This window comes from Holdemania sp. Marseille-P2844 (assembly GCF_900120005.1).
Taxonomy (GTDB): domain Bacteria; phylum Bacillota_I; class Bacilli_A; order Erysipelotrichales; family Erysipelotrichaceae; genus Holdemania.
Map to the genome: position 1 here is coordinate 163529 of NZ_LT635452.1, position 13180 is coordinate 176708.

Annotated in this window: 14 protein-coding genes, 1 tRNA gene and 1 CRISPR repeat array; of the genes, 12 read left to right on the forward strand and 3 right to left on the reverse strand. The window is 47.9% G+C overall.

Annotation, left to right across the window (positions count from 1 at the left end):
- The first annotated feature begins 97 nt into the window (after positions 1 to 97).
- From BQ7364_RS10655 to BQ7364_RS10665, 3 genes are all read left to right on the forward strand, one after another.
- Positions 98 to 529 (forward strand): hypothetical protein, encoded by a 432-nt coding sequence (locus BQ7364_RS10655; RefSeq protein WP_072684703.1) that lies wholly within the window; start codon positions 98 to 100, stop codon positions 527 to 529.
- Positions 530 to 562: 33 nt separating this feature from the next.
- On the forward strand, positions 563 to 1678 hold the full coding sequence (gene alr, locus BQ7364_RS10660) for an alanine racemase (RefSeq protein ID WP_072684704.1): 1116 nt from the start codon (positions 563 to 565) through the stop codon (positions 1676 to 1678).
- Positions 1679 to 1968: 290 nt separating this feature from the next.
- Positions 1969 to 2472: a hypothetical protein gene (locus BQ7364_RS10665; protein ID WP_072684705.1), complete on the forward strand. Its 504-nt coding sequence runs from the start codon at positions 1969 to 1971 to the stop codon at positions 2470 to 2472.
- A 64-nt stretch (positions 2473 to 2536) separates the two neighbouring features.
- Here BQ7364_RS10665 and yfcE read toward each other — a convergent pair whose 3' ends face one another.
- Positions 2537 to 3079 (reverse strand): phosphodiesterase, encoded by a 543-nt coding sequence (yfcE, locus tag BQ7364_RS10670; protein ID WP_072684706.1) that lies wholly within the window; start codon positions 3077 to 3079, stop codon positions 2537 to 2539.
- 136 nt (positions 3080 to 3215) lie between these two features.
- Here yfcE and BQ7364_RS10675 point away from each other — a divergent pair, with 136 nt between their 5' ends.
- Positions 3216 to 3893, forward strand: coding sequence for a GntR family transcriptional regulator (locus tag BQ7364_RS10675; protein WP_072684707.1), 678 nt, complete (start codon positions 3216 to 3218; stop codon positions 3891 to 3893).
- Positions 3894 to 4164: 271 nt separating this feature from the next.
- A complete protein-coding gene (locus BQ7364_RS10680; protein WP_159432798.1) occupies positions 4165 to 4731 on the forward strand; it encodes a metal-dependent transcriptional regulator in 567 nt (188 codons plus the stop codon).
- 369 nt (positions 4732 to 5100) lie between these two features.
- On the opposite strand, the gene BQ7364_RS10685 is transcribed toward BQ7364_RS10680, so the two are convergent.
- The gene (locus tag BQ7364_RS10685) at positions 5101 to 5952 is read right to left on the reverse strand and encodes a delta-lactam-biosynthetic de-N-acetylase (RefSeq protein ID WP_072684709.1); all 852 of its coding nucleotides are present in this window, start codon (positions 5950 to 5952) and stop codon (positions 5101 to 5103) included.
- 274 nt (positions 5953 to 6226) lie between these two features.
- Here BQ7364_RS10685 and BQ7364_RS10690 point away from each other — a divergent pair, with 274 nt between their 5' ends.
- The 5 genes from BQ7364_RS10690 (at position 6227) to BQ7364_RS10710 (ending at position 9632) form a co-directional block, all read left to right on the forward strand.
- Positions 6227 to 6868 (forward strand): ECF transporter S component, encoded by a 642-nt coding sequence (locus BQ7364_RS10690; protein ID WP_072684710.1) that lies wholly within the window; start codon positions 6227 to 6229, stop codon positions 6866 to 6868.
- Between the two features lie 91 nt (positions 6869 to 6959).
- Positions 6960 to 8162 (forward strand): bifunctional phosphopantothenoylcysteine decarboxylase/phosphopantothenate--cysteine ligase CoaBC, encoded by a 1203-nt coding sequence (coaBC, locus tag BQ7364_RS10695; protein WP_072684711.1) that lies wholly within the window; start codon positions 6960 to 6962, stop codon positions 8160 to 8162.
- A gap of 3 nt (positions 8163 to 8165) precedes the next feature.
- Positions 8166 to 8948 (forward strand): type III pantothenate kinase, encoded by a 783-nt coding sequence (locus tag BQ7364_RS10700; RefSeq protein WP_072684712.1) that lies wholly within the window; start codon positions 8166 to 8168, stop codon positions 8946 to 8948.
- A complete protein-coding gene (locus BQ7364_RS10705; RefSeq protein WP_072684713.1) occupies positions 8945 to 9508 on the forward strand; it encodes a Maf family protein in 564 nt (187 codons plus the stop codon). Before BQ7364_RS10700 ends, BQ7364_RS10705 begins: the two co-directional genes overlap by 4 nt.
- 50 nt (positions 9509 to 9558) lie before the next feature.
- A tRNA-Thr gene (locus tag BQ7364_RS10710) sits at positions 9559 to 9632 on the forward strand.
- Between the two features lie 421 nt (positions 9633 to 10053).
- Positions 10054 to 10425: a CRISPR direct-repeat array (repeat unit 34 nt; unit sequence ATTTCAATCCACGCACCGCGTGAGCGATGCGAAC).
- Positions 10426 to 10669: 244 nt separating this feature from the next.
- Here BQ7364_RS10710 and BQ7364_RS10715 read toward each other — a convergent pair.
- Positions 10670 to 11752 carry a hypothetical protein gene (locus BQ7364_RS10715; protein ID WP_072684714.1) on the reverse strand — a complete coding sequence of 361 codons (1083 nt, stop codon included), beginning with the start codon at positions 11750 to 11752 and terminating at the stop codon, positions 10670 to 10672.
- A gap of 207 nt (positions 11753 to 11959) precedes the next feature.
- Between BQ7364_RS10715 and BQ7364_RS10720 the strand changes: the two genes are divergently transcribed.
- Positions 11960 to 12253, forward strand: coding sequence for a response regulator (locus BQ7364_RS10720; RefSeq protein ID WP_072684715.1), 294 nt, complete (start codon positions 11960 to 11962; stop codon positions 12251 to 12253).
- A gap of 452 nt (positions 12254 to 12705) precedes the next feature.
- Positions 12706 to 13173 carry a hypothetical protein gene (locus tag BQ7364_RS10725; protein ID WP_159432799.1) on the forward strand — a complete coding sequence of 156 codons (468 nt, stop codon included), beginning with the start codon at positions 12706 to 12708 and terminating at the stop codon, positions 13171 to 13173.
- The last annotated feature ends 7 nt before the right edge of the window (positions 13174 to 13180 follow it).

Consider the following 13180-nt stretch of genomic DNA (forward strand, 5'->3'; position numbering starts at 1 on the left):
AAGCTGCCTGTTCATGATTTGTAAGATTCTGTCTGCGGATCGCCCGTTCTCTTTTAAATTTGATTGTGCTATACTGGGAGTATTCAGGAGGTCTTGTATGCTTAAAATTTACAATAAACAGGCGCTGACCCGCAATGAGCGGTTTATTCGGGCAGTTGGATATGGCGTTGGGGCGACTGTGGGACTGACAATTCTTTATGGTCTGATCGCGCGGTTTCTCATGTTCGAATTCTCAGTGGTTTACCTGGCGTTCGGTTATGCAATCGGCACGGTCATCCGTAAATATGGCCGCGGGGTACAGGTGCGGTTTTCTGTGCTGGCGGCCGTGCTGGCGGTACTTTGTTTCCTGTTTGGCGATATGATCGCTTATTTCGGCTTTGGTGTGTTTACGATGGGATTTCAGTTCTTTATGCTTGCGTTCAGGATGGTGCTGCAGAGCCTGATCGGCACAAGCATGAGCGCGCTGTTGTCACTGATGTTCCGCATCGGCGGAGTTTATCTGGCCTATACGACTTCCCGCTTTGTCTAAGCGGCAGGACTAGTCAGGAAAAGAGGGACAGACATGTTTTATCGGGAGAGCTGGGTTGAGGTCGATCTGGATCAGATCAAAGAAAATATCCGCTGGCTGCGCCGGCAGACGGACCGGCAGTTTATCGCGGTGATCAAGGCCAATGGCTATGGCGTTGGCGATGGTCCGGTTGCACGGGCAGCCTTGGAAGCGGGGGCCGCGATGTTGGCAGTATCGAGCTTGGATGAGGCGTTGTCGCTGCGGTATCAGGGGATCACAGCGCCGGTTTTAATTCTGGGCGTTGTGGATCCGTCCCAAGCGGAGCTGCTTCTGCGGTATGATCTGGCGGTGCCGGCGGTATCGCTAAAGTGGGTCAAGGAGCTGGTTCAGGTCCCGGTCAAGGGTTTGAGAGTACATTTAAAGGTGGATACCGGCATGCACCGCATCGGCACGGAGAATCTTGACGAACTGCGGGCGATGCTAACGCTGCTGCAGGACAGCGGCGCCTTGGTGGAAGGCATTTTCACCCACTATGCCTGCTCGGATAATCCGGACAATGAGATGACGGACGATCAGGCGGCCCGTTTCGAGCGGATTGTTCAGGCCTTGAACACGCCTTTTCGCTGGGTGCACAGCAGTAATTCCGATGCAGCGGTGCATTATCCGAAGGCGCCCGGCAACGCGGTGCGCTGCGGACTGGCAATGTTCGGCGTGACTTCCTACGCGACGCCGCTGAAGCCGTGCGTCAGCTTATACAGCCGATTGATTTATGTCAAGGCGTTGCCGGCGGGGCAGCCGGTGGGCTATGGGGCGACCTATACGACGCAGAAAGAGGAATGGATCGGAACCTTGCCGATCGGGTATGCTGACGGCTGGATTCGCAAGCACCAGGGACGGCAATGCTGGATTGAGGGAGAAACCGGCGAATTTGTCGGACGAATCTGCATGGATCAGGCGATGATCCGGCTTCCGCACGCCTTTCCGGTAGGGACGAAGGTCGAACTGTTCGGTCCGCATGTTCCGCTGGAACAGGTGGCGCGGGAGTTGGGAACGATTCCGTATGAAGTTCTGACTTTGCTGAGCGACCGACTGGCGAAGGTCTATCTTGAAGACGGTCGGATCCGGGAAGTCGCTAATCCGCGGCTGGATCGGTTGATGTTGGAAAAATAATCATTGAACCTTCCGTAATCCACAGGATTGCCGAAGGTTTTTTTGTCGTTTTAAGTTGATTTTCATACTGATGCTGCAAACGAGAATTTGAGTTGGAAGGATGGATGCAAGTTTGTTTGGAATTTTTCTATCCGTGAGAAATATCGCGGGAAAAGAGCTGTTATAAAGGGAATGGAACGATTTGAGACAAAAACAGGACAAAAAAAATCGAAAAATTTGTAGAAATTTCTGAAATCCGGGAGGATTTCAGAAAAAAAGCGCAATAGTAATAGTAGGAGGAAATAATTACCATGATTATGAATGTAAAAATTACCTGTTTTCCAACCTTGACGCAGCGCCGCGAGCTTTGCGCCTTAAGCCACAATGCGGCGCAGTTCCGCGAAGAATTGTTTGACGCGATGATTCATCATCCCCAGCGGATTGAAGACGCGCCGCTGCCGGAGGCCTACCAGTCGCTGCCGACGGCGATGCTTCAGCAGGTCTGGAAACAAGCCCAGCGGATGAAAGCCGGATCCAAAAGGGATCAATATCGGATTCGCCGTACGTTGCCATCCTGCCAATGGAAACGTACGGAAATGGAAGTTCGGGAAAATCAGCTGGTTCTGGATTCGATTACCCAGCCTGTTTACTACATCGCGCCAGTCGCCCAACGACATTTGATGAAGCAGGGAGAAGTGGTGAAAATTACGTTAAAGGAAGCGGAGGATCAATGGGCAGCCGTGCTCTGTCTGTTGATCGACGAAAGTAAAAAAGGGCTCTCTGAAGTAGAGAAGCCCATGAAAGGAAAGGTATAGTCTCAAATAAGACTGTCGGACCTGAAAGGAATTGGGCCTGATTGCCGTAAGTGTTTTGTCGCGCTCAGAAGGTAAGCGATTGATAGACTTCGTGATCCTCGGTCATGATCGTAAATCCGTTTTCGTCCAGCAGTCCGTAGGTATGCGGTGAATTTTGTTTTGGCAGCGTGATCGAGCCGGGATTGAGCAGCGTAATTCCGTTTTCCTGACGAATGACAGGAACGTGGATATGTCCAAACAAATAGATATCGCCGGGGAAGCTGTGCGGGGGCGGATCAAGCGGAAACAGATGACCATGCGTCGCCGTAATCCGGTGTCCGCCCAAAAAGAGGGTCGCGCAGTCGCGCTGAATATCAAAATTCAAAAGCATCTGATCTACTTCGGCGTCGCAGTTGCCGCGGACGGCGATGATTTTATCGGCAAGCGGATTGAGCAGCGCCGCGACTTTCTGGGGATTGTAGCCCTGCGGCAGCGGATTGCGCGGGCCGTGATAGAGGATATCACCCAGCAGCAGGATTTGATCTGGTTTATGCCGGGTATAAGCTTCAAGCGCTTTTTCCATATAGTCGGCAGAACCGTGAATATCAGAAATGACTAAAAATTTCATAGCTTGTCCTCCTTATCGCCTGCATTATATCATGATCAGGAGAGACAGTGAGAATTTCTTTGAAATTGCCGTGGAAAAATGAAACTTGAATCCCTCCCGGACACCTTGTATACTAACTGTATGAGGGGGACTCAGGATGGATAAATTGGAGATCTACAATCAGTTAAAGGAAGAAATTATCGATCTGAAAATCGAACCGGGAGCGTTGATCAGCGAAAATGAAATCTCGCGGCGATTCCAGGTGTCCCGAACCCCGGTTCGCGATGTATTCCTGCGGTTGTGCAACGACGGCTTGCTGGAAGTCCTGCCGCAGCGGGGAACGAAGGTATCGCTGATTGATATGGAATTGGTCATGGCGACGATCAACATGCGCACGATCGTGGAAATTCAGATTCTGAAAGATGGTATCGAACGGAGAACGCCCGCCCAGCTGCAGCAGCTGAAAACAGATTTGGCCCATCAGCGGGAAGCGATTGCGAAGCAGCGGACGCCGGATGAATTCTACGCGTTGGACAGCGAATTTCACGAGCATATCTTTGCGATCGCCGGTCAGCGGGCCATGTGGCAGATTATCAATCAGATGAAAGTACATTATTCGCGTTTCCGAATGTTGGACGTCAAAGCCAATTTCTCAATGAATGAATTGCTTCATGAACATGAGGAAATTGTGGAAATTGTGGAAAAGCGCCAGCGGGAGCGCTGCGGTGAAGTCATGCGGTATCATCTGGAAGGTGGTGTGCGGCGGCTGCATGATCGGATTCAGGGGGAATTTAGTCGATATTTTAAACTCCCGCAGGTGGAAGAAGAAGCGTAACGTAGAAGGAAAAAACGAAGGCTTTCTTCAATGGAAACCAGGAAAAAACGAGGTATAAGCAGCAGTTGATGTCGAAATTCTGCGCTGTGGGACTTGAAGCTTCAGTCTGTTTTCTGTTAGTCTGTTGCGTAATTGAACATGTCAAGCTTGTTTGAATGAGCGGCTGGGAAGCGGATACCCCAGCTTTTTCTTTGCGAAACGGGATATTCTGCCTGTTGAGGCAGCCCGCACGGACGAAGGATTTAAGAATAATATGGAGCAGGATAGAAACGTGGCAAAGCGGCAGAGACTAGGGAAAGAGGCGAAGGGGATGGCGGAAAACAAGGGATTTCGGCCGTTTCGGGAAGCGGCACGGAATGAAGCGGATCAGCTGACGGCAGCAATGGAAGACTATCTGGAAATGATATACCGGCTGCAGCAGGAAAATCAAACGCTCCGGGTGTCCGCCATGGCCAGCGCACTTCAGGTGGGACGCAGTTCGGTCAGTAAAATGCTGCGTAAATTGGCGGCCGAAGGTTTTTTGATTGTGGAAAACTATGGGGACGTGCAGTTGACAGAGAAAGGTTGGAAGCAGGGAAAAGCCTTGCTGGAGCGGCATCAGCGGGTAGCTCGATTTCTGCAGTTGGCAGGCATTAAAGCGGAACAACTGCTGGAAGAAACGGAAAAACTGGAACATATGAGTTCGCCGGAAACTTTGCGGTGTCTGGATCTGCTCGTCGATTATTTCGATCAGGATGCTGCCGCGGAGGCCCGGTTGGAACAATTCCGGTCGGAAGCGATGCGCCTGGGGGAAACGGCTCCCGCGGTCAATGAAAATGACGATCAGTTGAACCATTAACCAGTCGTGTTGGTGAGCAAGACAGGAACATCTCTGTCTGATCTGGCAATGTTGGCTGTACTCGTCGAAGCTGACTGTATTACTGTTGTCCGAACTTTCAATTCATGATGCTGCAGAGCGGAGAAAAAAGTCAATTAAAAAGAAAAAAGACCAATCCTTTAACGGTCCTTACTCAGTTTTGAGGCGGGTCTTAGAATTTTTGCGCAAAGTAGCAGGGAGGATCAAACTATAAGCTTGATCCTCCCTGCCCTTAATTTTTTACGCAAGTTTGAGTAAGTTCCCCTTCAAAAGCCAGCCTCTGTTTTGAAACGGAATTTGTCTTTCACTCTTTCTTTTCAGAAAGAAAACAGATTCTTTTTTTCTAAAGTCTTATTTTAAATCGTAGCGGGCTACTTCATAATTCAGCTTCCGCAAGCCTTCGATCAGATCAGGGAGAATCTGCATGTTGGTATCTGAGACTGCGTGCAGAAGATAAATGGCGCCGGGATGTGCGTTATCCAGATTTTTCTTCAGCGCAGTTGCCGGATCCGGCTGATCGGCGACATTGTAATCGTAGTAAGCATACGACCACAGCACATTTTGATAGCCTAATACGTTACATAAGGCCAGCGACTGCTCGTTAAATTCTCCCTTCGGCGGCCGGACCAGCGTCATCTTGTATTGGAATTGATCCAACAACAGCGCGTCCAGCTGCATAATCTCATCGTAAACTTTCTCAATGCTGATCGTCGGGAAGGAGTGATGATGATAGCTGTGATTGCCGATCACATGACCTTCATCAATCATTCGCTGGATTAAATCCGGATTTTCCAATACATATTGGGATGTGACGAAGAAGACGGCGCTGACGTTTTTCTCTTTCAGCGTATCCAGAATCTTCGGTGTATTTCCGTTTTCGTAGCCATTGTCAAAGGTCAGATAGACCTTCTGATCCGGCCGCCCGACAAAGACGGCGTCATAAGCTTTATACTTTTGATTCGCGAGCACCGCGTCTGCGGGCTGGCCGTTTTCATCTTTGTCTTTGCCCAAGCCCCACGCATGCATCCGGGCGTCCAGCGTACTGAATTGCGAAAAGTCGATATCAGTTTCCGGAATATTGATTTCCGGAACATCATCGGTTATGGACCCGACCCTGGCCGTTGGATCCTCGTTTCCGGGCTGACTCTGGCATCCGCTTAAGAAAAGCAGACTGATTAAAATGACATAGGGTATTCTTTTCATCCGTTCACCTTCATTTCCTGTACCGTTAGTATGGCAACTGTTCAACAAATTCAGAGCTGTCTATTTTTGGTAGAATTTTGTCGCCTTCCGGTCGTGAAACGGTTGAATTGGAGGGGATCTTGAGTATAATAAAAATGAATTCCCACAATCCGGATTGTCACCTCGCAAGGAGATCGTAACGGACTTCTATCCGATGGATGGCATTTTGGCAGGGATTCTCGAATTTCAGTACGTTGCATCCCGGGAAGGGAGTGACAGGAGGAAAACAGAAAATATGAAATCGAAACAGAAGACGAAGAACATGGTGCTGCTGGCGTTGTTCGGCTGCATCGAAATTGTGCTGATGCTGACGCCGTTAGGCTACATTCCGATCGGTCCGGTGCGGGCGACGACGCTGCATATTCCGGTCATTCTGGCAGGAGTTCTGATGGGGCCGAAAGCCGGGAGCGCAATCGGCTTGATCTTCGGGATCAGCAGTGTGATTGTCAACACCCTGACGCCGACGGTGACCTCGTTTGTCTTTTCACCGTTTTACTCGGTTGGCGAATTTCACGGCGGATTGGCGAGTTTGATCATTGCGATCGGACCGCGGGTTTTGTTGGGCTGGCTGGCCGGTGTGTTGTTTACCTTGCTGATGAAAACGACGAAGAAGATCAATGTCAGTCTGATTCTGGCAGCGCTGATCAGTACGTTGACGCATACGGCTCTGGTCATGCTGGGGATTTATGTTTTCTTCGGCTCGGCGTATGCCGCGGTAAAAGGGGTTGCGCTGTCAGGGTTGGCGGCGTTGTTGCTGGGCGTGGTCATGACGAACGGACTTTTGGAAATGGCGATCGGCGCTGTGATTGTCCTCGCGGTCGGCCGGGCTCTGCTGCCGCTAACAAAAGGGAAGATGAAAAAGCCAGCTGGGGAATGATCGTAATCATTAAAGACATAGATCCGTTGAGGCATCAGCCTAAGAGTTTGATGAAAAAGAAAAAACCGTTTCTGACGGCAGGGAGGAACTGATGAAGAAAACTGTGATTTTAGGCGTCACCGGCGGCATTGCCGCGTACAAAGCGGCACAGCTGACAAGTGATTTAAAAAAGAGGGATTTGGACGTTCACGTGATCATGACCCGCAATGCGACGGAGTTTGTCAGCCCGCTGACTTTTGAAACGCTGAGCGGTCATCGAGTCAGTGTGGATACATTTGATCGGAATTTCGAATATCATGTTCAGCACGTCTCCCTGGCGAAACAGGCGGATGTGTTTGTGATCGCTCCAGCGACGGCGAATGTGATCGCCAAACTGGCTCAGGGACTGGCGGACGATATGCTGACGACGACTTTTCTGGCCTGCAGCTGCACGAAAATCATCTGCCCGGCGATGAATACCGGAATGCTGGAAAATCCGGCGACGCAGGAAAATCTGCGGTTGTTGAAGGCGCGGGGAATGCGGATTGTAGAGGCGGACAGCGGTTTACTGGCGTGCGGCGACGTCGGCAAAGGGAGGCTGGCGCCATTGGATGTGATCGAGGATGAGATTGAACAGGCTTTGATCACGGAGAAGCCGCTGGCAGGATTGAAGGTGCTGGTCAGTGCCGGGCCGACCCAGGAGGCTTTGGATCCGGTCCGGTATCTGACGAATCATTCCAGTGGAAAAATGGGATATGCGATTGCCAAAGCTGCGCGGAACTGGGGCGCGGAGGTTACGTTAGTCCATGGTCCGACCGCTTTGCCTGCTTTGCGCGGGGTAGAGGACCAGCCGGTGACTTCCGCACAGGCGATGGCCGAAGCTGTGTTCAGCCGGGCTTCCGAATCAGATCTGATTATCAAAGCGGCGGCGGTGGCGGATTATACGCCGGTGGAAACGGCTTCGGAAAAAATAAAAAAGACAGATGGGGAATTCCAGCTGACATTAAAGCGAACGCAGGATATCCTGAAAGCCGTAGGCGAGAGAAAGCGGAGTGATCAGGTATTGTGCGGCTTCGCGATGGAAACCGAGCAGCTGTTAGCGCGGGCGCGTACAAAGTTGGCATCCAAGCATGCTGATCTGATCGTCGCGAACGACCTGCGGGAAAGTGGAGCTGGCTTTGGAATCGATACAAACCGGGTCACGGTGATCACCGCCCAGGGGGAAGAAACGCTGCCGCTTATGCGCAAGGAAGATCTGGCCTATGAGCTGCTGAAGCGTTGTCTGGTAATCTTGAAAGAGAAAAGGGAGAAATAGCCTATGTTGATGACTTTGGATGTTGGGAATACCAATATCACAGTCGGCGTGTTTGATCATGACGACTTAAAAGCGACATTTCGGATGACGACGAAAACGCCGCGGACTTCGGATGAATTGGGAATGGTATTGTGGACGATGTTGTCAACCCGGTTAATTGACAGTTCCCTGATTCACGACGTCGTAATTTCCAGCGTTGTTCCCAAAATCATGCATTCTTTGGAAAGTGCGGTGATTAAATATTTTCATTGTACACCGCTCATCATTGGCCCGGGTGTCAAAACAGGAATTTCCGTGAATTCAGAAAATCCGAAAGAAGTGGGGGCCGACCGGATTGTGAACGTCGCGGCTGCTTATCACTTGTATCATCAGGCGTGTCTGGTCATTGATTTCGGTACGGCCACGACCTATGACTATATTTCCGGCAAAGGGGTGTTTGAATATACTGTGATTTCACCTGGAATTGAGATTGCAGCCCAGGCTTTGTGGTCGATGACGGCGAAATTACCGGAAATTGAGATTATCAAGCCGGAGCGTGTTTTAGCAAAAAATACTGTTTCAGGAATGCAGTCGGGGTTGGTCTATGGTTATATTGGACAGGTAGAATATCTTGTGCGTCGGATTAAAGAGGAACTAAACCAGCCGCAGCTGAAAGTGATTGCCACGGGAGGGTTGGGCCGTATTTTGGTGAAGGAAACGAACTGCATTGATGAATATGATCCGGATTTGGCGTTTAAGGGAATGAAGATTATTTATGATAAAAATCAGAAGGGGAATCGGGAATGAAGCGTGAATTAATTCTTGCGAGTCAGTCGCCGCGCCGGCGAGAGCTTTTGGAACGTTGCCATATTCCGTTTCGCGTCGAGGTTGCGGATATTGATGAAGCATTGAATTCGGATATTCCGCTGGAAGCGGCGATGGAGGAGTTGGCGTGGCGAAAAGCGTACACTGTGTTTGAACGATATCCGGAAGCGGTAGTGATCGGTGCGGATACGATCGTGGTGCTGGAGCGGCAGATTTTAGGGAAACCTGAAGATGCGGAAGAGGCGAAAGCGATGCTTACACGGTTATCGGGGAAAACGCACCAGGTTATGACCGGCGTATGTTTGCTTTCCGCTGATCAGAGGATTTGTTTCTGCGATGTGAGTGATGTGGAATTTTATCCATTAACGGCAGAGGAGATTGAAGCTTATGTAGCGACGGGCGAGCCGTTGGATAAAGCGGGGGCGTATGGAATTCAGGGAGAGGGATTTTTTCTGGTGAAGAGAATTATTGGTGATTTTTACTCAATTATGGGATTCCCGGTTGCGCGTGTCCTGCGAGCTTTGAAAAAATTTGATTTCTGAAAAAAGACTGTTGCATTTTTTATAAGTAACTGATATTATATTAAATGCCTGCCGATATAGTTCAATGGTAAAACGGAGCAATGGTAATGCTCAGTTCCCAGTTCAATTCTGGGTATCGGCACCAGTTAACGATAAAGCCCTTAGTTAAGGGCTTTTTTGATTCCTTAGTTTTCCATTCGTACCAAAATCGTACCACTTTTTGAATTTTTATGATTTTGGTCGATGTTTTGAGTTTTTATGAATAATGGGGTTGAATATAGACAATCGTGTTGGTTTCATGGTTGTCGGAGTTTTGATTTTTCAAGTTCTGCTAGCTGAACTCTTTTGTTTAAGTTATTGATTTACTTTTTTGTAAAGCAGATTAGCGGAGCAATTTAATAATAACCGATACAATGTTTGACATGAGTTTTCCAATAAAACATTTCTGTGTTGGAGCAAATCTTACTTATTCTTAAGCGAGACTTTTTTGTTCAATCTAATTAATTCACATGATTTGAAAAAGTTTTAATTCATACGCTGCTTGTGCTCAGAAACTGATATTTATAATTTCAATCCACGCACCGCGTGAGCGATGCGAACTCTACAGACCAATCTTCACCATCGTAGTTAACGGATTTCAATCCACGCACCGCGTGAGCGATGCGAACCTCAACGGGCGTCATGAGTGTTTCCGCAGCTATGATTTCAATCCACGCACCGCGTGAGCGATGCGAACTCAAAGTTTATGAGATCGTCATTATCAACAAAAGATTTCAATCCACGCACCGCGTGAGCGATGCGAACTTGCAGATAATCCCACGCCGCTCCGGCGGCCCTATTTCAATCCACGCACCGCGTGAGCGATGCGAACAGAATTGCTTTATAACTGTATTGGCAATGAGTTATTTCAATCCACGCACCGCGTGAGCGATGCGAACCGCAAATAAGAAACTCAATGACTTTTACTTGTTTCCTATTTCAATTCTATGATAAACAATCTTGGATACACTTGCAATATTTCCTTCAATTTTCACATCTTTCCGGTGCGAACCTCCCTGGATTTTCATGTTCACTTCTGGTTCGCACCAGAATATCCTCAATTTTTATTGAAAATATTCATTACTAATTTTAGGAAAAGGCCAGGTTTGTCTCCAATAAGACATTCCTGACCTTTATCAGTTTTTAATAATAAGCATCATTCAATAAGCTAAACCAGAAAGTTCCCAATCCTTCAGCGGATAAAGATAATTTTCCTTCTCGATTGATAAGACATTCCTGACGTATAAAAGAATCAATTTCACTTTGTATACACTCTGTATATCCTTCAGCGGCAGCTTGCTGGTCCAATAATAACTGCCCGCGAAGTTTTCGCATAGCCATTTCTTCCGAAGATAAAGCCTGAGGATTTTCAATTAACTGCTGACAATTATCAGCTTCCTTTATATAAGTTTCCAAGTTTCGTGTGTTCCTGTACTGATAACCATCAAAGCATGAATAAGCATCTAAACCAAAGCCAACAACCTCGCCTTGCAACCATAATTGACTTAAGAACTGATCTTGGCACTCCTTTTTACAATAAAGTCCTGGCGCATAAGCAATCCACCCCTGCTCTTTTAAATACGCATCTGTGGAAAGTAACATTCGACGCTGTAATTTTTGATCAGCTTGTCCTCTTGGTCCTAAATACGGCCGCAGCATCAGATGATCCGGCTCCATTTCCAAACAAGAACGCAATGTGCGCTTTAAAGAAACAAACGTCTGTCCAGGAATTCCCAGATCTAATACCATAGAAACATTATTAACCCGGAATTTATCCAAAAATAAGACCGCATTTTGAACATCCGACAGGATAAACGGAACTTTCAATGTCAGCAATTCTCGTGGTTGCAGCGAATGAACTCTTAGTTGGAAACGAGTAGGCTGTCCATGATTCAATTCACTTAATAAAGGGACACATACGGTATTGGGCAACGTTTCAATGCTCACCTCGCAGAAATCCGCTAGCCGATATTCCTGCCGAATTTGATGCAATAACATTCCTAATTTATCCGCGTTCATGATCGTTGGATATCCAGCAAACTTTACTGCAGTAAAAGTAACATCTTGAAAATCAGCCACAGCACTGTGGATCTCACGGCTCAACGCTTCCACATAATCCAGCTTAGTTTGTGAATCCCCAAGAATCTGAAAAGGATGCGCTAAGTTTTCTTCCTGCAGACAGAATGGAAAATTGATCGCCATGACCATCGTTTTGTTTGTATTCATCTATCAAAAATCCTCTCCTATTTTCTTTTCGTTCATTATATCACGAATTGCCACTGAAAAAAGAAGATCACGATTTTCAATCAGTCGCTAAAAATGTTCAAATAGTCTTTGTACGAGAATCTGCTTTTCTGAATCCGGATTGTTTGGTCTCTGAAATTACGGGATGATAACGTAAAGATTTCACAAGGAAACACAAGGAGGGGAAGGATGATGATCAGAGTGTCGCTGATAGAAGATTCTCTGCCGGAAATCCAACGCATGGAGGAAATTCTGAATCGGATCCAGCATGATGAAAAGCTAAACTTGCAAATTACTGTATTTCAGGACGGTGAAAGTTTTTCCTCCATACCTCCGCATTCTTTTGATCTTGCGTTATTGGATATCCAAATGGATAAAATGGATGAAACGCAGGCAGCCGCTAAAATCAGAAAACAGGATGAGGATCTGATCATTATTTTTATTTCGAATCTTGCCCAATATCCGTTATGCAACACAAAGTAGCTTACAGCGGGGCAAAGGTTTCCTATCTGATCCATTGCGGTGGTTAGAATACATGGTCATGCAATTCGCAATTCTATAACTATCAGGGAAATAATATTAAATTTGTCCACAAATACATTGTTAAATATATGCAGGAACATGGAGCCGAGTGGTTCTTCGAGCATACCGGTGTTGTCTTAATTCAGGCGGATGACAGGACAGTCATGGGGTTAATTGCAAGGAATACCGTCGGCGAATACATTAATTCACAGCGAGCAAAGGTGTTATCTTAGCCGCCGGTGACTTCATTGGCGATCCGAAAATGTGCTGAGCTTTACTGAATGAAGGCATGGAATGGGCAGAGCGTATGGAAAAAGGCTGAAGATTGAGCGAGCACGACGATTCGTGTAGGAATCGGTCATAAAATGGGCTGTTGGGCTGGCGGCATGATTGAAGATTCCCCGCGTGGATAGATGGCGCTGCGAGGCGGTGTAAGCGGTCCTTGGGGAACCTGTCCGGTGTTGATGCTGAATGTTGAAGGTACACGTTTCTGCAACGAAGGCGCAATCAGTCAGCTGGGTTCCGTATCTAAACGTCAGCCGGCAGGCTTAGCTTGCTATGTCACGGATGCGAACTGGAGCGAAACTGTAGCGAAGGCGCCGCTGGATCACGGAGCGCCTAACTTTGGCATGGATGATTTTTACGATGTATTGAAAGCCGATATGGATGCGGTTGAGATCGGCAATCCGGAAGGCTCGACAGTCACCGGGGCAAATCTGGCAGAACGGAAAATGATGAAGGGTACGGTTTTTGCTGCCAATACGCTGGAAGAATTGGCAGACTTGTTAGGTTATGAGGGGGAAGCAAAACAGAATTTTCTTGACAGTATTGCGCATTATAATGAGTTATGCCGAGGGAGATACAGATTATGGCAAAGATAAAGAATTC